The sequence below is a fragment of the Pseudomonas sp. 15C genome, assembly GCF_055484735.1.
This window is the reverse complement of the sequence record NZ_JBUDGD010000045.1, coordinates 16,626-36,748: the sequence shown is the minus strand read 5'-3', so window position 1 is coordinate 36,748 and position 20,123 is coordinate 16,626. Positions and strand designations below refer to the sequence as shown.

Genomic DNA, 20,123 nt, shown 5'->3' with positions numbered 1-20,123 from the left:
AGAGTCCTCTTACAACGTCAGCTGCCCACGCTCCTCCTCGGTCAACTGCTGCCTGGCCTGTTCATCCAACGCCCCGGCGCCCAGTACCTGCACCGGGCTGTTCGGGTTGTACCCCGGCGCCGGTGCGCGGCTGGCGCCATCGCGCGAGGGTGTGAGCTGTTCGTTGCCGAAGCTCAGCACCTGCACGGTAAATACCGAGGCCTGATTCTGCCGCGCCGCCGCTTGTTGCTGGCGCGCCACATCTTCCGCCGCTTGCGTGGCAGAAGAGGCTGCCGAGCTGGCCGAGGTGATCGCGCCGGTATTCACCGCCGACACCACCGGCACACCGGTCGCCTTGCCCTGCACCGAAATGTTTGCGGCGTTGACCACCGTCAGGGCGGCGATGTTGACGTTGCCAGACACGCGAATCCCCGCCTCGCCCGCATCAATGGTGCCCAGCGGCGCGATCAGGTCGATATCGCCCGGTGCCACTTCGGCAATCGGGTTGAGCGTGGCGATACCGGCGCCGGTGCTCGGCACCGATGGCGACAGCGTGACGTTGCCCCAAGTGTCGTAGACACGTTTTGGCGGGGTGTAGACCACGGTGGTTTTCGAACCGCGACCGGCGTTGATGTCGCCCTCGGCCGACCAGCCGAGAATCGAGCCGCCGAAGGTGGTCATGATCCGGCTCTGCCCGAGCAGAATGCTGCCTTGCGAATACAGCTGAATGTTGCCCGAGCCCTGGGTGATGATCCCGGCCGTGGACGGCGGTGCTGCACCTTCGATGCCGAACACCTGACCACCGCCCGGGGTGAGCATCTGAATGTCGCCGCCGAACAGGGTCTTGACCCCTGCTCCGCCGTACAGCGTGATGTCGCCGTCATAACGGATCGCATTGCCGGCAACATCAGTGGTCGGGAACAACGCAGCTATCGCGTTGCGGCCACGCAGATAACTGCCCGGACGCGGACCGTCGGCGTCGTTGTATTCCAGGCCACCGGCGCGCAGTTCGGCGAAGTACACCTGCCGCGCGAAGATCGCTTGCTCGGCACTCGGCAGCGCGGCGTAGAAGGCTTGTGCCTGTTCGGCGTTGCCGCTGAAGCCGTAACCGAGGGTCAGCCAGCTCTGCAGTTCACCGACGTAGCTCTTGACCACCTTGCCTGGCTGCGCGCTTAACGAAGCATCGGGATTGGCCAGATTTTGCAGCGTCAGATAGCGCGCGACGAAGCGCGAATAATCCGGCCCCTGCGCCCCGACGCCCGCCTGCATCACCACACTGGCGCCTGGACGTTTGTCCCCCGCGACCAACGAGCCCAGGCTGGTGATACTGGCGCGGTCTTCCATGAGGATGTTGCGCCCGGCATTGATATCCAGAGTACCGGGGCCGGCGATATCGAAGCTGCTGTAAAGAATGTCGCGGCCTGCCGACACTCGCGATACATCGCGCGGGTCGTTGTGCACGAACAGGTTGCCGGTCGAAGTGATGTTCTCCTGATCAACGCCCATCTCCTCGGGCTGCACGGTTGTCGGTTGGCCCAGGTTGGTCCCGGACGCCACGATGTCGCGTCCGGCAATCATCCAGACAGGGCCGGCGGCTTCGTACCAAGTGCGTTTGGAAAGCGCGAAATTCAACGTTTCGCCGCTGCGTATCCCCACCAGATCACCGGTCAGGGCGTAGAACCGCGCCGGCCCCGGCACATCATTCAACCCGGAATAGCTGTCGGGACCGAACGCGAACAATGGATAACGCGTGTTGCTGTCCGGCAGTACGCCGTCTCTGCTGTAGTTGCTGCTCTGCGGTTTGCCGGAGGTGTTAGTGGCGAAAGTATTGAAGGCCGGATTGAACGGCGTGGCAATCGCCGAAGGACTGGCCCCGGACTGGTTGATGGCGTAACCGCCGGCATAAATGGAATCCCCGGCCAGCAGCTCGAGCTGCCCCGATGGCGACGGTGCCAGAAGCAATGAGTAAGCCGTAAGCGGGTTTTGCAGGTTGGTAAACGTCGCCGATGGCCCGGCATAAATCGAGCCCTGCCCTGCCACCGCACGCAATATGGACGGATAGACAAAGCGGCCGTCGGTCGGTGAGGTATTACGGCCGCTGATCAACCTGCCGAACTCGCTGAATTCGCCGATTTGAGTGCTCGGCGCCAGGTTGCCGCCGGCTGAGAACAGGTCGATTGCCGTGTGCTCGGTCCACAGCGAGAAACCACTGAGTACGCCGCCCTGGGTGACGCTGCCAGTGTCGTCATAGACCGGCGAGGCATTGGTCAGGATGACGCGACCCGGATCTGTCGCCCCGCCCAACACCAGGTCACCGCGGCTGTTGAGCTGCATGGCCGAATCGCCCGGTATCAGGACCAGGCCACCGGACGCACTGCCTACGGTTGCCGTGAAGGGATCGAACGGGCGTGTTTCCCGTGAATCGTTGACCTGCGCCAACGCACCGTATTGCAGGTTGATGCCGCCCAGCGCACCGCCGTTCAATTGCGCCGCACCGCGCAGGTTGATCAACGCGCCTTGCAGATCATGGGTCGGCTTGCCGATGCCGGTCTCACTGGCGCGCGCTTGCAGGGACGGATTGAGCGCACCGCCGATGCGAATATCCAGGTCGCCGCCACCGGTCATTTGCACACTGCCATCGCTGCCGACTCGCCCGGTGCTGCCGACGGCGAGGATCACTCCTTGGCTGCGCGGGTAATTGATCGCATCACCCAGCGGTTTGAGCATGCCGACGTCTGCCCCGGCGCGCAGACTGATGTTGCCGCCGCCCAGGGTGCCGAAGCCGGTGAAGCCCACCAGGTACGGTTCGGTGTTGTTGCTCCCGGTTGAAATCAGCTGGCTGCCATAGCTGCCGAAGTTGATCCACCAGGCTGTAGGCATGCCCGCATCGCCCGTGCCTTGACGCCACAGCCAGTTACCGACGGCGGCACTCGCCATCTGTTCGCGAAAGCCACCGTTCAGCGAGGACACTTTGGTGCCCACCGAATCGCCGGACACCGAGCCGCCGGCATTGATCGTCAGTTTGCCGCCCAACTGCGGATACCAGGCCTGATAGAGGCTGTCAGTCCCACCGTTGACCCATTTTTCATAATCGGTGCCAGCGCTGCCAAGCACCGAATTGCTGTCCGAAAGATGCCCGCGCGGCTGATTGTAGAGCGGGTCGATATTCGCCGACTGGGTGCCGGCGGTGTACACGCCAAACGGTGAGTCCATGCTCAGATTACCAGCTGCGATGAGGTCGAGATCACCCGTACCGGTGCGCAGCACGCTGAACATCTGGGTGTGGGCTTTGGCCGTTTTCCCGGGATTGTTGCCAATGCACAGATCTGGCTGTAGATCACAGATCACGTAATATTCTTCCGGCACCGGCTCGTAGTCCGCGCCCATGCCGCTGCCCGGTGCCCAGACCCAGCGGGCCATGGGTGCGCAGTCGCCCGGTTCTATATCGCACAGGATGAGATATTCCTCGGACACCGGCTCGAACTCAGGGAATCCATACGGGTTGCCAGCGGCCCAGACCAGTTTGCCGGCCTCGGTGGTGACCTTTACGCCGTAGTGACTATCCGCCAGGTGCAGATTGCCCTCGCCTGTCAGCGGTTTTACCGTACGGCTGTCGGCAGCATCAAGGTCCGCGCCCGCCACTACACGCATCGACCACGACGCGCTGCCGGAAGGCAACATGCTTGCCACTGCCCAGTTCTTGCCTTGTTGCTCGCCGGTGAACGGTCGCAGCTCAATCAACGACGTGCCCTCGGCAAGTTTCACATCGGTCATCGACGGAATCAGCGAACCGCGCAGCAACGCCAGCGAACCACTGAGTTTCACCCCGGAGACGCTGAGGAGATCGGCGTCGTAAACCCCCGGCAAGGGCACGCCTTTAGGCCAGGTCATGGCTTGCAGAGCGGTCGCCTTGTTCAGGCGAATGCCGGCGCCAAGGCGCGTTTGCGCGGGCAACGTCACGCTCTCGCTCAGCAACGTACCGGCGGCGTACAGCAAGTTGCCGCTCGGGTCATGAATGGCGCCGGTCAGCACCGTACCGGCGCTGAAGGTGTACGCTTCGGTCAGCACCGCCTGCGTCGGCAGCAAGGTGCCACTGGCCAGGACCGCGCCCTGAATCGTCACGTCGTAATTGAGCGTGGCACCGATCGGAAACTGCGTGCCCTCGGCCAGCGAAACACCGCTGCCCGGCACGATCAGATCACCGCCAAACGGTTGCACCCCGGCAATCAGTTTCCAGCCAGCGTCATCGACGGTTTCCGGCGGCGGCGCGAAGCCGTCGTTGATGCTGCCATAGATATCGAGGTTGCCACCGGCGCGAATCACCAGGCTGCCGGCCTCACCGGAACCGTAAACCGACGGGTTCAGTTGTGTATGCCGGTTGAGGCTGGCGTAGCGATAACCGGACAAGTCCAGATCGCCTTCCACCACCAGATCGCCGTCCGCGGTTTTGCTGGCAATTTCCACACCGGGGCGCAGGTGGAAAGTGTCCGCATAGGTGGCGTTGTTCAGGCCAGCCAGTTTGCGTTGCAGCAGGTCCGTGTTGTTCAGTGCTGCATTGATGAACGTGTCGCTGTCGGTGTGAATGCGATCGAGCATGGCCTGATCGATCACTTGATACGGCCGACCGCTGACTGCCTCATCGACGCCATCGCGGGCATCGGTATAGCGACGGGTGCCGTTGAGACCGATGGAGCGTGCGCCCTGAATCGTCAGCGCACCGCTGGCATCGATGGCGATGTCATTGCTGCCCAGGCGCGGCGCATTCAGCTCCAGCGTGCCGCGCAGCATGCCATCGTTTTGTCCGGCCAGATTGCCCGGCACGGCATCGGTGCCGTGGCGCAGGTCGATCCGCGCACCGGAGGCCAGCGTCAGCGCGCCTTCACCGGAGTTGAGCTCGACGGTGGCGCGGTTTGGCGCATCGATGATTTCGCCATAACTGTCGACGCGCAACACGCGGCCGTGAGCGTCGAGGACGCTGTTGCCGGTGAGGGTCAGGCCGTTTTTGGCCGACAGGCGTATGCTGCCGACGCGCTCGCCACTGGCGTCAACAAGTCCCGCAATGGTCAGGCTGCCGTTGTCCAGCGAAACGTTGACCTCGCTCGCCTTGAGGCCATCGCCGATCAGCAGATCGCCTTGCTTGAGCTGCAAGCTGCGGCTGCCGAACACTTGCCCAACGTTCAGGCGCTGATTGAGCGCTGCGAACTGCTCAGTGGCATCACCGCCCAGCCGTTGCGCACGGATTTCCACACCGCCCGCCTTGTACGGCACCAGCGTGCCGCCGGCATCGTAATAACCGCTGCTACTGCCAAGGATCTGTCCTTGCAGATCGACAGTTCCCGCCGCGTCAGCCAATGCGATGGCGCTGAGGTGGCCGGCCTGATTGTTCTTCGCCGACAGATCGATTCGCGAGCCCGCCGCCTGACGAATGTTGCCGTTGGCGCTGAACAGCGACACATCACCGCCCCAGCTGTATTTGTTCACATCGTTGAACGGCAAGGTACGCCCGGCCAGATCCAGCACCGCGCCGCTACCCAGATTCAGATCCTCTTCGGACTTGACCGTCAGTTTGCCGCTGGCCAGGGTAATACGGCTGTCGAGAACGATACTGCGCGCCTCGAGATTGAGTTCTGCACCCAACGCATCCGCGACACCGGCAGCCCCGCCACCATTGAGCGTCAGGTTGTTACCGGCCTTGAGCAGGTTGACCGATGCCGCCTCACCGGTGAGCAACGGCGTACGCAGATTGAGGTTGCCGCCGCTGTAGGTGTAACCCTTGACCGGGTCGTAAGCGCCCTGCTCCTGATGCACCGCGAGGCTGCCCTTGTGGTTGGCGGTGATGCGCTCGCTGGCCGTCAGGTTGACGTTGGCAAAACCCAGCGCCAGACGATTGTTCTGATCCAGACCACTGGCTTGCGGCATCGGCCCGTAACCCAGTTCGATGCGTTGTGCCTGAATGTCCAGGGTGCCGCTGCCCGTGCCGGCGCCGTCGGCAATGACACCGCCAGGGCTCTGCGTAGCGCCGTTCCAGATCAGACTGGCGGTGCGGATGCTCGCCACATCGCTGGCATCGCCCAGACCGTAGATCGCGGGCGTGACCAGTACCAGATTCTGCAGTTTGCTCTGGCCGGTCTGCGGATCGAGGGTGTCGAGGCTGACGCTGCCAAAGAAGTTGAATGCATCGCGGGTGGTGAGACTGAGGGTTTCCAGGGCCGGCGCACCGGCCTGCGTATCGCCGCGCAGCAAACGGTCGAGGACATTCTGATTGAGCGTCAATCCGGCGGGTACGCGATTACCCGCCGCGGCCAGTGCCTCGGCACTGCCGGCATTCACCGCACCGACCGACAACGCCAGATGCCGGGTGCCGAAACGCACCGCGTCACTGAGTTCGAACTGATTGTCCGTGGCGGCGGTGATGCTGCCGGTCGAATAGAGCACTGCCGGCGCAGTGCAGAGGTCCGTCGCGCAGGTGCCGATGCGGATACTGCCGGCGCCCGTGATGCCGCTCGCCACCTCTGGCGCCAGCACGTTGGTCCAGCCGTTGGAAGCCAGCAACAGACTGGAATTGCGCGGCTGATACAGATAGCCGGCGGTCGAATCGTAAGCCACCTTGCCATGCCCCAGGGTATTGATCCCGGCACCTGCCTCGATGGTGATGCCACCCAGGGTCGAGGTGGTGCGCAAGATGACCTCCGGCGCAGCCAGAATCGCGCCTTCGCGCAGGACGATATTGGTGCTGGTGCCCGTGAACTCGATGAGGTTGGGTGAGATGTTGTACACAACCTTGGGCAATGCACCGAGGGTCAAGCGCGCGGCGTTGAGGTTGTTCAGCGAATCGGCATACAGCGACACACCGGCGAAATCCTCGGTCGGCGCACGTCCCGTGCCGAGTACTTCGATGTCAGCGCCAGCATTGCCGCCGCGTATCGCAGCCGTACCGGTAAAACCACCCTCGGCAGCCTTGAACAACGCCTGCCCGTTGAACTGCAGGGCGATGTCCTGCTCGCCACCGGCGCTTAACCGCATGTCCAGCGTTTTGCCATCCATCGGCGCCAGTGCGCGGGGTATGCCACGGCGTGCCGCATCGCTTTGAATGAACTGCGTGAACCCGGTTTCGTTGTATTGCGAGTACCGCCGCAACACATCCGCCGAAGTCAGGATGACCTGGCTGGCGAGGCTGTCACGGACCGCGGTGTTGGCAATCGACAATTGCCCGCTACCTGCCCACGAACCGTTGCGCAATGGCAACGCCGAAGTCATCGCGCCTGCTGTGGCCTGACCGTTGACCTCAACCCGGAACGCCCCTGGCAACAGCGCAAAGGTGGATGGCAATAGTGTGTAGGTGCCCGCCGCCAGCCCCGGCACGCCTGCGCCGAGGGTGATCTGCTGGCCGATACGCGGGTCGACCGCACCTGCCTCGGCCAGCATCGGCGCATAAACGCTCTGATTGCCCGGAACAATGGCGTACACCGGGTTGCTCGCCAGCCCCGGCAGGCTGAAGCTGCCGTCGCTGGCATTGCGTACCAGCGGGTTGAAACGTGCATCGGTCGAGCCGCCGCGTCCGGAAACGAATCCGGCGCCACGCAAATCGCCACCGCCTGACAGGTCGATCAGCGCGCCGCTCTGTACATCAATGAATTGCGAGTTCAGCACAACGCCATCGGTATCGCCGGTGACGCCGTTCAGCACCACAGACTTGCCGTCGTAGCGATAATCGATGCCATCGGTAGTGCCGCCGTAAGGCATCACCAGTCCGGCGCCGCTGACTGACGTCACGCTGCCCGGCAGCAGGCGCACTTTGCGGGTTTTGGTGACCACATCGTCACCTACTGTAATCAGGCCCAGTGGCGCGCGGATAACGCCGCCCTGCTCAATGGTGCCCGCTGCCAAACTCAAACTGCCGAATACCGAGTACGGCACGGCAGCGGGTGCCGGTCCGCGACCGCTGATGCGCAGGGTGTGTGAGGAAGTGGCAATGTCACCCTGATAACCGACGCGCACCTCAGCCTGTACCCCCGTCGCCGGATAAATCTGCGCTGCGCCCAGGTCCAGGTCACCCGGCGTCCATAGTCGGGTTTTCGGTGCGCCATCGTTCGGCGCGAGGAAACGCAGGTCACCGCTGCTGTTCAGGGACACCCGACCAAAAGCGCGCCGACTGTATTCCACCGCCGGAGCCTGCAGTTGCGCGATCGAACCCTGGGTGCCGAATGACAGGCCATTGCGCAGATCCAGTAGATTGGCCGATGCGCTGAAGGTTGCGTCGGCCAGCTTCGTTGTTGGATTGAGCAGCAGTCGCGGACGCATTAAGCCAACGCCCGCGAAGTAGCTGCCGACGCCTGACAGCCGCAGGTACGGAGCGCTCAACTCGACATGGGCCGTCGCCTTTGAATCCTCAGCCAGCGACAGCGCTGCGGCATAAAGATTGAGGCTCTGCTTCATCTGCAGAGCGACATCACCGTCAAACGACAGCAGACCGTTGCTGAACAGACTCAGGTTATCGAAACCGCCGGCCATCAAGCTGTCCGCACTCAGGCGCGTCTGCCCATAACGCAAGCCATCGGCAGCCTCGCCCGGTTGCAGACCCACCGGCAACGGTTTGCCACCGGCGCTTTGGCCGACGATCATTTCCCGTGGCGCGCGTACCGCGTTGCTCGCCGAGTCCGCGTACAACGGCGTTTCAAGCGCCAGCTCCAGACGTCCACCCGCCGCGCCGAGACCACCGGCCGCCGCGCGCAAATCACCGTCGATGAACAGGCCGTTGTAGGAACTCAGGCTGATGCGTCCGCCGTCGCTGGCGACACGGGTCTGGCCCTGGCCCGCAACGTCGAGCACCGCCTCGCTACCGGACGCGTCGAGCCGCGCGCCCTGGCGAACAATCACGTAGGCATCGGCCGCCGTTGCGGTGGCGGCTGTTGCATCGATCTCGCCACCGACAATGATGCTGCCACCCTTGCCGACCTGGCCGTAGCTTCGGCCTAGCGCATCGGGCGCCGTGCTGGCGCGCCCGGCAACGTCGAGCACGGCCTGTTCGCCGATCCAGATCGAACGCTCGTGCGCCTTCGGGTCGGCCTGTTGATTAGACGTGGTCGGATTGATCGACCCGAACTGCTGTTGACGGATATCGATCGTACCGCCCCAGGCGTTCAGCTCACCGTCAACCGTAATCTGCCCGGCGCCACGCAGCGTGATGCGCTGCCCCGGATCGACGCTGATGCGCGATCCGCGGTCCAGGGTTAACGTGCTGTTGGCGGCATCGATCAGCCCGATCAGGCTGGCCCCGCCTTGCAGGGTCAGGCTGGCGCCGCCGCGTTGTGTCAGCACGCCTTTGAGCGGATCTTGCTGAAACAGCGGTGGTGTCCACAGTTCCAGCGCCGCCCGAGGGTCGACAGCGCTGGTCAGATTCAGCGCTTGCTCGGTAAAGCGGTACACCGGCAGGCTCACGTCGATCGCGGCGCCTTCGGCAACCTGCAGCCCGCTCAGGCCGATGAGGTTGTAAGCGGAAAAACCTTTTTTGAACAAGTCGGCAGACACTTGCAGGGTATGGTCTGCCAGCGCTTTGTCAGTCTGCCCGACGCGTATCTCGTTGGCCTGCACCGTCAACGTGCCGCCACCGGTGACACCGTAACCGCGCAAATCGCCTTCAAGCTTGAGATGCGTCTGGCCAGGCGCTGAAATGGCACTGGACTCCAGCGTCAGGTCACCGCCCTTGCCGCCCCGGGGCTTGCCATTGGCGAGAATGGCGCCACCGGAAGAAACGTCCAGCAGGCTGCCGGCGCCAATGTCGATATCGCCACTGCTGCGAATCGACAGCAGACCACCATTGAGGTACGCCAGGCTGGCGCTGTCGTCCGGGTTGGTGCGCAGGTTGCTCCACAGACCACCGGCATCAAGCCGCACGCCCTCGGTGACGGTGACTTGCGTCGCCTTGCCATCCTTCGCCGTCAGGCGGGTGTCAGTGGTACCGCTGCTAAGGAACTGATTGAGTACATTGCCCAGCCGCAGACTGCCGCCACGCGCGGTCAGATCGGCACCAATCTGCACATCCGGCGCATACAGGGTGATGTCGCCGCCGTTATCGACCGTGAGCGCGCCATCGACCACGACCTGATCCCTGGCCGCGACCTTGAGCGCGCCGAGGCGGAAACCGTTGAGTTGCTCGTTATCGAGGTACAACGCGCCCTTGCGTGCATCGGCCACCGCACCGGTGAGATCCAGATCACTGCCGCCGACCGGACGTTCGCCACCGATCTGCACTTTATCGAGCGTCGGATTGAGCGTGTACAACAAGCCGCCCGCCGCCGCGACATAGGTCGGCTCATAACTGCCGACGATCAATTGCGCACGCCGCGCCAGCGCCGTCTGGCTCTGATCGTAGCCATCGAGCTGAGGTTTCGGCGCCTGATTCTGCCGCTCGCCCTGGTACACCTCGCCAACCATCTGTCCATCAAGCAGCGCGTTGGCGGTGGCGATCACCAGTTGCCCGGCGTCGCGGCCGACGGTGTATCCCGACTCGAACCGTGAGCGCGGGGCAATCAGCGGATTGTAAAAAACGCTGGTCTGACCCCAGCGTTCACTGTGATCCTCATATCCCTTGTACAGCCCGGTGTAGAGCAAATCCCCGGGAGCGCGGGAAACTTCATAGAGTTTGCCATCCTCGCCACGCAGCCAACTCTGCCGCACTTCGCCACTCTGCACATCGAGGGTACCGCCCGACAGGTTGATCAGCGAACCGTTCTCGGTGACCACGTCGTTGCCGGCAAAACTCACCGTACCGCCCTGGGCCATCCACTCGCCAACGCTGTGACCTTGGGTGCCGAGATAACCACCGACTTCGAGCAAGCCACCTGCCGTGTACCAGCGGTCGGTGGCATAGCCGTTGGTGCCGGCCGGCACGTAAACCAGTTCGCGCACGTCGACCCAGATGTCATTGCTGTTGAGCGCGCCTTTGTCACGGTTGCCCGAGGCATCGCGCTGCTCGTTGCCCTGCACGTTGATCTTGATGCTGTTGTTTTCCATCGCCACTTTGACGCCGAGGGCTCCGGACACATCAATCATCGCGCCATCACGCACCAGGCTGCGGCGCTGCGCACTGACAGCCACCTGGCCGCCGGTGGCAAGGGTAATCGAGCCATTCTGGAATTCGACGGTGCCACCGCTCTGCACCTCGATACGCGATTGATCGCCCCGAATGCGGTTGTTGGCGTTGACGCCGGTCAGCGCCGCGTCATGCTGACTGTCGAGGGCGGTCAGGTCGCTGCTGTCGAGCAGAACCGCCGTGGCACTGCCCTGCCCCAGCGTGATGCTGCCAGTGGCGTCGGTGCTGGGGTTGCTCAGGTGAATCGTGCCGCGCGTTGCGACCGAAGTGCTGGCGAGCAAGACGCCGTTTTGCACCACCTCATGACCGGCCAAGGTGATGTCACCGGTCGCCGACTGAATCAGACCGTTGTTGGTGACCTTGCCGGCAACCGCCCCGGCTTTGAACCCCGGAATGACTTCACTGCCGAACGTGGTCGACAGGGCATTGCCCTCGGTGCCAGCGCCTTTGCGGATGTAGAAGCGATCACCGGCGGCGAGTACGGTCTGGCCCTTGACGGTGTTGATGCTGCCGTCGTTCTGTACTTCATGGCCGAGCAATAACGCGTAACCGCCGGCATCGGTCGAGGCCGCCGGTTTGTGGGTTTCGATGGCCGCGCCGCGCTCCACCAGCACCTTGCCGGCCGCGTCGGTGAAGGTCGGCTGCGTGCCGTTGCTGTCAAAATATAGCCCGCGGTCACGGAACTGGATGTCAGTGATATTCGCCGCAGCCGCCACCAGATTGCGCACGTTGACCTGACTGCTGCCGCTGAAGACGATGCCGTTGCGGTTGATCAGCATCACCGTGCCGTCGCCCTTGATCTGGCCCTGAATCTGGCTCGGCCGCGCGCTCGGATCGTTGACCCGGTTGAGCACCGCCCAGTTCGATTGCTGGGCGAATTCGACGGTGGTGTTGCGACCGACGTTGAAGGTTTCCCAGTTGAGGATCGCCTTGTCGGCGGTCTGCTCGATCTTCACCGTGGTCTTGCCGCCGCTCTGGGTCTGCTGCGGACCTTTGGCGTTCTGCCAGCCTTGGGCGAGGCTGTTATCGACCTTCAAGCCGCCCTCACCCAGCCCGTCCGGCACCCCTTGCACCGTCCCCAACGCCGCAGCCCGCCCAGCCGCCTGCGCCGCTTGCTGCGCAGCAATCGCCGCGACCGTGTTGTTGAGCGTCTGAATCGAACGCTGCAATTGCTGATTGGCCTTCTGCTGCTGCTGCGCCAACGGCGGCGTCATCCCCGGCAACCCACCCCCACCCGGCCGCGCCGCCGCAGCCTGCTGCGCCGCGCCCTTGGCCGCAAACCAGGCCGAATTGAACGCCGTCTGCGCCTGCGCCCCACCCGCCACCAGACACAACGCCACCGCCTGCGCCAACGGCTTGAGCAGCCACAGCGCCGGCTCGACGATTTCACGCCTGGATGACTGAACGTTGGAACGACGACGGGACGGGCGAGCGAGCATCACTACGAGATCCTTTTGTTGACTGCCACACATGGCTGCAGGCATGCATAGACCTGCTGTTACGACATAGGCAGTTGGCAAGGACCACGACCGAACGGATGTCACACAAACTTCATGAAGGGGGAGTAACTGGGCGGGAAACTACGCTGAAAATCAAAAGCCCCTCATCGGAACGCCGCCCGACGGGCCCTCTCCCAGAGGAAAACGGAACTGACCGAGGTGATTGGCGGGGAATTGCCGGCGTGAAATACCGAGTCGAATGCAGACTTGAAAGCAAAAAATCAAAAGCCCCTCACCCTAGCCCTCCCGAAACGTCGGACCGCCCGTAGGGAGAGGGGACTGACCGTGGTGGATGCGAGAACTACGCCGACTTGGGATATGGAGTCGTACGCGATTTCGAAGCCAACATAGATCGGCTCCCTCTCCCTCGGGGAGAGGGCTGGGGTGAGGGGCGAATCCACCACAAATCCCAAAGCCATGCGACGCTTCTAACCACTCAACAATGAGCGTTAGCTCGCGTGCTTTTGATCTTGATCTTGCGTCACCGGCGACATCGGAAGGCTGAGTGGAGGGATTGATCCGGGCGAGGGAGCGCAGCGAAGGGACCCGAGCCTGCGAGGGCCGAACGTAGGAGCAAGCGTTTTTTGCTTACTTTTTTAGGCGCTTGTAAAAAAGTAAGTCGCCGTAAGGGCGAAACCGCCAGCCGCAGCACCCGAAAAAACGGATATTCACCCAACCAAACAGCCAAAAAAAAGCCCCAAAACCAAAAGGCATGGGGCAAAGGAATTGGTTGGTTGCGGCCAACCAAAGGAGCTCAGCCAAATCAAATAATCAGATGCAATCCTGCGCCGCCCGCTCAAAACTCGACGGCAACAAATTAGACGCCAGCAAATGCCGCTCATAAATGAACACCTTGCCGCCATTCCCCGCCTTGTAAGCCTCAAGCACGTTGTCCGCGGAAATCTTGCTCGGCACCACAATCCGATAACTGCGCTGGGTCTGCGAAACCGTCGGGTGCAGCGCACTGCCCTGCAACTTCGGCACCACGCACTCGGCGTACTGCTCTGGAGTCTTGCTGGTCTGCAAGGTCAGGCTCGGATTGTTCGGCGCCGAAGCACAACCGGCGAGCAACAAGGAAGCAACAGCCATGGCAGGAACGAATAAAAGACGCATCGGGGTAATCCTGAAAAATAAAGGTTCGGTTCAACCGGCAACGGTCCAGCCTCACGGAGCCGCCGTCGCCATTTATGTTTTGAGAGATCAGCTCGACGCCACCAGGGCCTTGAGCGACACATCGAATTGTTTCAAGGCATCGAATTGCAGGTCGCGCTGTTTATCGATCTGCGCCGCAATCGCCGGTGCGTCCTGGTCATGCACCCAGACCGAAGGCAGCTGTTTTTCCACCGCGCCTTCAGCCTTGCCGATGTATTGCAGGTCGGCGTCGTAGAAGCGTGCGGTAAAGCGCGCCTCGACCAGGCTGTTACGCTGGGTCAACAAGCGGTTGAAGGTGTCGAGCTTGACCACCACGTCCGGATGCGCCTGCACCAGCGCATCGAGGTTGTCGTAGACCGTCACCGACAGAAATTGCTGTTGCAACGAACTCACCAACCAGTCGATCGCCAGTTCCGGATCGGAGCTGCCGACAAACGCTTCACGAATCCGCGAGTCCAGCGCATCTTTCGCGCCATTGGCCGCCATGTCGTGATAACGCTCAAGGTATTGCAGGTTGTCCAGGGTGTTTGCACTGAGCAACACGCCAACGGTTTGCGAATGCTGCAAGGTCGCGCTACTGCCACCCAGGCTCTGGAAATGGCACGCCCCGCCGTCGGCTGCGTAGGTCGGTGCGGTAAACATCGCGCCCGCTGTCAGCAGGGCGAGCAAAGCCAGTCGGGGCAGAATGTTCATCGCGCAATTTCCTTGAGCGGCGTGGTCGATGGAGGCGATTTTCCGCCGATTGCCGACAAAGCAGAACTTGCGTTTCTTGATGGTCACTATTACTTCTAGCAATAGTTGCGCTCGCGCAGACTGCGAGACACTCCATTACAACGACAAAGACCCGTGAGGTTTGCCTTGAGAACGTTTGACCTGATCCGTGACGCGGTTTTTCCCGAATATCGCGAGCGCGTGGCCGAGTATCTGGTGCAGTACGAAAGTGTGTTGCTGGACAAAAACCGCCCCGATCCACAACTGATCAAAGACACTGCCAACCAGTTGCGCGGTTACCTGCGCGGGCTCAACACCACGCGCGTGTTGGGTATGGCTTATTGGGAGGAACTGGATCGCCGAGTGGTCGACACCTGGCTCGCGCCCGCGCCATGACCGTCTAGACTTGCCGGCAGGTCGAGATGTTCCCGATGAGCAAGGTCAACGAGGCGGTCGACCACTTGCGCAGTGGCAAGGCACGCTACCGCGTGGTGCTCGACGCCAGCCAATAACGCCAAGGCGCGGCGGTGCAGGCCGACCGCGCCCTCTGCGAAAAATCCGCCCGAACGCTTACAATCGCCGGTCTTACCGCCCAATCAGACAGGCCCGCCCGTAAATGCTGCTCGACCCGCCAACGATGCTCACCATCACCATCGCACTTGCAGCCGCTGCCGCGCTGTACCTGGCGGTCGAATGGCGCAGTATTCGTGAATCTTCGCTGCTGTTCTGGAGCGCCGGTTTCGCCACGATCAGCGTGGGCTCCACCCTCGCCCTGTTGCGCAGCAGCGGCTTCCTGTGGCTTGGCATCTGGTTCGCCAATGGCTTGTTGGTGACCGCGCACTTCTTTTTTCTGCTCGGCGTGGCGCGCTTTACCCAGACACGGCTGTCGCCGGCCTGGTACCTGATTTTCCTGATCTGGCTGGTAATGCTCCAGTTACCGGACGGGCCGCTGTGGTCGAAAGCCATGCTGGTGGCCAATTCGCTGCTGGTGGCGCTTCCCACGCTCAAGGCCAGCTCGCTGTTGCGCCCGCACGGCAAATCGCTGAGCGTCGGCGCAGTGCAACTGCGTTATGTGCTGCTCGGCCATGGCCTGTTCTACGTGGCCAAAGCGCTGACCGTGGTGATACCCGGCACGTTGATCGATCTGGCGGCGTTTCGCGGCGAGATCATTCAGATTTCCCTGGTCGAAGGCGCAATGGCGATCATGTTGATCGCGTTATCGATGACCGGCACCGAACGTTATCGCCGGGAAAAACAGATCGCCCGCCTCGCCGAGCGCGACCCGCTGACCGCCCTGTACAACCGCCGCGCCCTGGAAAAGCGTGCACCGCGCCTGCTGCAACAGGTGTCGCCGCAACAGCCAGGCGCCCTGCTGCTGATCGACATCGACAACTTCAAACTGGTCAACGACCACTACGGTCACACCGCCGGCGACCGTTTGCTCATCGCCCTCAGCGAAATGATCCTTGCGGCCCTGCCGCGCAATGCACTGACCGCGCGGCTCGGCGGTGACGAGTTTGTCATTCTGTTGAACAACACCTCCAGTGAGCGCATCGTTGAACTCGGCGACAGCCTGCGCGATCAGTTTTTGAACATGGCCTCACAAACCTTTGCCACGTCAGCCGCGGTCACCCTGAGTATCGGCGCCACCGCATTCGACACGGCCCCGGCCAGCCTCGCGGCACTGATCGAACAAGGTGATCTTGCGCTCTACGAATCCAAACGCGGCGGGCGAAATCGCCTGCGTCTGACCGGGCTCACCACTTCAGGATAATAAAAAACATGTCCAGCCTCGACACGCCACTGCAAGATCTCGCTGCCCCCGAAGGCGTCTGCTACGGCTGCGGTGGCCGCAACCCGCAGGGCCTGCACGTCAAAAGCCGCTGGCACGACGACGGCATCCACGTCATCGCCGAACATTTGCCGGACAGTCAATATTGCGGCTGGCCGGATCTGGTTTACGGCGGGCTGATCGCCATGCTCGTCGACTGCCACTCCAACTGGACGGCGATGGCCTACCATTACCGCGCGGAACACCGCGAAGCCGGCAGCCTGCCGCGCATCGACTGTGTCACCGGCAACCTAGGCATCAAGTTCATCAAACCGACACCGATGGGCGTGACGCTGATCTTGCGGGCCAGAGTTGACGGTGAAGTCGGGCGCAAAACGCGGGTGATTTGCGAGGTGTATGCAGGGGAAGTGCTGACGGCGGTAGGCGATTCGGTGTTCGTGCGGGTGGATACCGGACAGTTGGCGGATGCGGCGCATGGGCGTTGAAGCCTCGACCATTCGATGCTGCCGATTGGGTGGTTTATCTGAACCCTGCAAATGCGACATTTTGTAAACTCATAGGACTACGCGGCCCTGCGTCGTTGCCTACAAACATCACGGAAAGCGCCGGCTTGTAAGGCGCTGGTCCAAACTCTATCGTTTGCATGTCGCTGCCAAGCAACAAATCGCAGTGGAAAAATCGGGTTGACGCTAATGTCTGCCAGATCTAATCTGCCCCCATCTCGCCCAAGGCAGTACGCCGTCCTAACCATCCAGGACGTGCCAAACCCTTGGGCGTTTTGCTATCAGGAAGAAAGCATGCCAACAGCGGTATTGGTTGACGGCGCCTTTTTCATCAAGCGCTTTCGAAAGATCGAGCCACAAAATTCTTTCAATGCCGAGCGCGCCGCCGACCTTGTTCATCGTTGGGCCACGGCTCATCTCACTAGCAGAACAAACACATCCAACAGCCATTGCGCTGCTTCTCAACCCCGCCACAGAAGAGACCTGTACCGGATCTTTTTCTATGACTGCCCGCCACTCGACACCAAGCAGCACAATCCAATCACCAAAAGAGCCATAGATTTCTCCAAATCCAACGAAGCGCTTTTTCGTCGAGAACTCCATACCCGATTGCGCACCAAGCGCAAGCTGGCTTTACGACTCGGTCATCTCTCAAAAGATGTGAAGTGGACAATCAAACCGGCGAAAATCGCTCAGCTCCTGAAAGGAATCATCCAGATTGCAGACCTTACGGAAAACGACGTCAGCATCGAAACACGCCAGAAAGGCGTAGACATGAGAATCGGTGTAGACGTGGCATCGCTCTCGTTCAAGCAACAGGTCGATCAGATTGTGCTCATCGCGGGCGACGCGGATTTTGTACCCGCGGCGAAGATGGCCAGGCGAGAAGGTGTCGACTTTATCCTCGACCCAATGTGGCAAAGCATCCCTGACGGTTTGATGGAGCATATCGACGGTCTGCGTTCAACCTGTCCGAAGCCGGCTGTACGGCTTGACTGCCCTACCATATGAATCCTCCCTGGCGCTTTAGAGGGATTCCAGGCTTTGACTGATTTCCAGAAGGCATGAAGCCTGAGATTTACCCCCAGGCCCTACCAGCGTCAAAGGGACAGATTTGCCACTTTGGCCCGCGCCGAATGCAACTTCCTGTAACTCTCAATCAAACGCAAATGCCGATCCAGCCCTTCCAGCTTCATGCTCGTCGGCGTCAGTCCGTAGAAGCGTACGCTGCCGTTGACCGAGCCAATCGCTGCGTCCATGCGCTCATCACCGAACATGCGTCGGAAGTTGGCTTCGTAGTCTTCCAGTTGCAGATCTTCGTCCAGTTCCATTTCCAGCACGACGTTGACTGCTTGATAGAACAAACCGCGTTCGACGGTGTTGTCGTTGTATTGCAGGAAGGCTTCGACCAGGTCCTTGGCTTGTTCGTACTTCTGCAGGGCGAGGTAGATCAGCAGGCGCAGTTCGAGGATCGTCAGTTTGCCCCACGGCGTGTTGTCGTCGAACTCGATGCCGATCAGCGTGGTGATGTCGGTGTAATCGTCCTGCTCGCTGTTTTCCAGACCTTGGGCAAGGTTGCGCAGGCCGACTTTGCTCAGGTTGTGCAGGTTGAGGATGTCAGCGCGAAAATGCAGGGCTTTGTTGGTGTTGTCCCAGATCAGGTCTTCGATCGGGTAGATCTCCGAATAGTCCGGCACGAGGATGCGGCAGGCCTTGGCGCCGATGTGCTCGTAGACCGCCATGTAGACTTCCTTGCCCATGTCTTCAAGGATGCCGAACAGCGTCGCGGCTTCTTCGGCGTTGGAGTTTTCGCCATGACCGGAGAAATCCCACTCGACAAACTCGAAGTCGGGTCTGGCACTGAAGAAACGCCACGACACCACACCGCTGGAATCGATGAAATGTTCGACAAAGTTGTTCGGCTCGGTCACGGCCTGGCCGGAGAACGTCGGCTGCGGCAGGTCGTTGAGGCCTTCGAAACTGCGGCCCTGGAGCAATTCGGTCAGGCTGCGTTCCAGCGCCACTTCAAGGCTCGGGTGCGCGCCAAACGAGGCGAACACGCCACCAGTGCGCGGGTTCATCAGGGTCACGCACATGACCGGGAATTCGCCGCCCAGCGAGGCATCCTTGACCAGCACCGGGAAGCCCTGTTCTTCCAGGCCTTTGATGCCGGCAAGGATGCTCGGATACTTTTCCAGCACTTCCTGTGGAACATCCGGCAGGGCCATTTCGCCCTCGAGGATTTCGCGTTTCACCGCGCGTTCGAAAATCTCCGACAGGCACTGCACCTGCGCTTCGGCCAGGGTATTGCCGGCGCTCATGCCGTTGCTCAGGTAGAGGTTTTCAATCAGGTTCGACGGGAAGTACACCACTTCGTTGTCCGACTGACGCACGAACGGTAGCGAGCAGATGCCGCGCTGGGTGTTGCCGGAATTGGTATCGAACAGGTGCGAGCCGCGCAGTTCGCCGTCGCGGTTGTAGATCTTCAAGGTGTAGTCGTCGAGGATCTCGCTCGGCAACTCGTCTTTCGCACCGGGCTTGAACCATTTTTCGTCCGGGTAATGGACGAACTCGGCGTTGGCGATCTCTTCGCCCCAGAACTGGTCGTTGTAGAAGAAGTTGCAGTTCAGCCGTTCGATGAACTCGCCCAGCGCCGAAGCCAGCGCGCCTTCCTTGGTCGCGCCCTTGCCGTTGGTGAAGCACATCGGCGAATGCGCATCGCGGATGTGCAGCGACCAGACGTTGGGCACGATGTTGCGCCACGAAGCGATTTCGATCTTCATGCCGAGGTCGGCGAGGATGCCCGACATGTTGGCAATGGTCTGCTCCAGCGGCAGGTCTTTACCGGCGATGTAGGTGCCCGCGTCAGACCCCGAATGTGGCATCAGCAAGGCCTGCGCATCGGCGTCGAGGTTGTCGACTTCTTCGATGATGAATTCCGGGCCGGTCTGCACGACTTTCTTCACGGTGCAGCGGTCGATCGAACGCAGGATGCCCTGGCGATCCTTGTCGGAAATGTCCGCCGGCAACTCGACCTGGATCTTGAAGATCTGGTTGTAGCGGTTTTCCGGGTCGACGATGTTGTTTTGCGACAGGCGAATGTTTTCCGTGGGGATATTGCGCGTATCGCAGTACAACTTCACAAAGTAAGCCGCGCACAGCGCCGACGACGCCAGAAAGTAGTCGAACGGCCCCGGTGCCGAGCCATCACCCTTGTAACGAATGGGCTGATCGGCGATCACCGTGAAGTCGTCGAACTTGGCTTCAAGTCGAAGGTTGTCGAGAAAGTTGACCTTGATTTCCATGCGGGATTACCAGAATACGGCTAAACGAATGGCCGCCATTATCCGGCTTTTGCGCGCGATGTCTTGTGCTTTCGGGATTCGCCGCCCGCC

At 61.5% G+C, this 20,123-nt stretch carries 8 protein-coding genes; 4 read left to right on the top strand and 4 right to left on the bottom strand.

The annotated features are described in order from the left end of the window. Positions 1 to 9 precede the first annotated feature (9 nt). The 3 genes from ACYYKW_RS20160 to ACYYKW_RS20150 form a co-directional block, all read right to left on the bottom strand. Positions 10 to 12,510 carry a filamentous haemagglutinin family protein gene (locus ACYYKW_RS20160; protein WP_464990955.1) on the bottom strand — a complete coding sequence of 4,167 codons (12,501 nt, stop codon included), beginning with the start codon at positions 12,508 to 12,510 and terminating at the stop codon, positions 10 to 12. A gap of 831 nt (positions 12,511 to 13,341) precedes the next feature. Next, the gene (locus ACYYKW_RS20155; protein ID WP_093101244.1) at positions 13,342 to 13,683 is read right to left on the bottom strand and encodes a YajG family lipoprotein; all 342 of its coding nucleotides are present in this window, start codon (positions 13,681 to 13,683) and stop codon (positions 13,342 to 13,344) included. Positions 13,684 to 13,770: 87 nt separating this feature from the next. After that, positions 13,771 to 14,415, bottom strand: coding sequence for an ATPase (locus ACYYKW_RS20150; RefSeq protein WP_464990954.1), 645 nt, complete (start codon positions 14,413 to 14,415; stop codon positions 13,771 to 13,773). A gap of 165 nt (positions 14,416 to 14,580) precedes the next feature. Here ACYYKW_RS20150 and ACYYKW_RS20145 point away from each other — a divergent pair, with 165 nt between their 5' ends. The 4 genes from ACYYKW_RS20145 (at position 14,581) to ACYYKW_RS20130 (ending at position 17,739) form a co-directional block, all read left to right on the top strand. After that, complete coding sequence (locus ACYYKW_RS20145; protein WP_464990953.1) at positions 14,581 to 14,829, top strand: hypothetical protein; 249 nt, start codon at positions 14,581 to 14,583, stop codon at positions 14,827 to 14,829. Between the two features lie 220 nt (positions 14,830 to 15,049). Beyond that, the gene (locus ACYYKW_RS20140) at positions 15,050 to 16,207 is read left to right on the top strand and encodes a GGDEF domain-containing protein (protein ID WP_464990952.1); all 1,158 of its coding nucleotides are present in this window, start codon (positions 15,050 to 15,052) and stop codon (positions 16,205 to 16,207) included. Positions 16,208 to 16,215: 8 nt separating this feature from the next. Further along, positions 16,216 to 16,710 carry a PaaI family thioesterase gene (locus tag ACYYKW_RS20135; protein WP_464990951.1) on the top strand — a complete coding sequence of 165 codons (495 nt, stop codon included), beginning with the start codon at positions 16,216 to 16,218 and terminating at the stop codon, positions 16,708 to 16,710. A gap of 312 nt (positions 16,711 to 17,022) precedes the next feature. Next, positions 17,023 to 17,739, top strand: a complete 717-nt coding sequence (locus ACYYKW_RS20130; RefSeq protein WP_336355666.1) for an NYN domain-containing protein — start codon at positions 17,023 to 17,025, stop codon at positions 17,737 to 17,739. 89 nt (positions 17,740 to 17,828) lie between these two features. On the opposite strand, the gene ACYYKW_RS20125 is transcribed toward ACYYKW_RS20130, so the two are convergent. Beyond that, positions 17,829 to 20,033, bottom strand: coding sequence for an OsmC domain/YcaO domain-containing protein (locus ACYYKW_RS20125; RefSeq protein ID WP_464990950.1), 2,205 nt, complete (start codon positions 20,031 to 20,033; stop codon positions 17,829 to 17,831). Positions 20,034 to 20,123: the final 90 nt, after the last annotated feature.

What these genes read in the sequence shown, in the direction of transcription:
- ACYYKW_RS20130 (WP_336355666.1), top strand. Translation starts at nt 17,023, where the DNA reads ATGCCAACAGCGGTATTGGTTGACGGCGCCTTTTTCATCAAGCGCTTT.
- ACYYKW_RS20150 (WP_464990954.1), bottom strand. Translation starts at nt 14,415, where the DNA reads ATGAACATTCTGCCCCGACTGGCTTTGCTCGCCCTGCTGACAGCGGGC.
- ACYYKW_RS20140 (WP_464990952.1), top strand. Translation starts at nt 15,050, where the DNA reads ATGCTGCTCGACCCGCCAACGATGCTCACCATCACCATCGCACTTGCA.
- ACYYKW_RS20160 (WP_464990955.1), bottom strand. Translation starts at nt 12,510, where the DNA reads ATGCTCGCTCGCCCGTCCCGTCGTCGTTCCAACGTTCAGTCATCCAGG.
- ACYYKW_RS20125 (WP_464990950.1), bottom strand. Translation starts at nt 20,033, where the DNA reads ATGGAAATCAAGGTCAACTTTCTCGACAACCTTCGACTTGAAGCCAAG.
- ACYYKW_RS20135 (WP_464990951.1), top strand. Translation starts at nt 16,216, where the DNA reads ATGTCCAGCCTCGACACGCCACTGCAAGATCTCGCTGCCCCCGAAGGC.
- ACYYKW_RS20155 (WP_093101244.1), bottom strand. Translation starts at nt 13,683, where the DNA reads ATGCGTCTTTTATTCGTTCCTGCCATGGCTGTTGCTTCCTTGTTGCTC.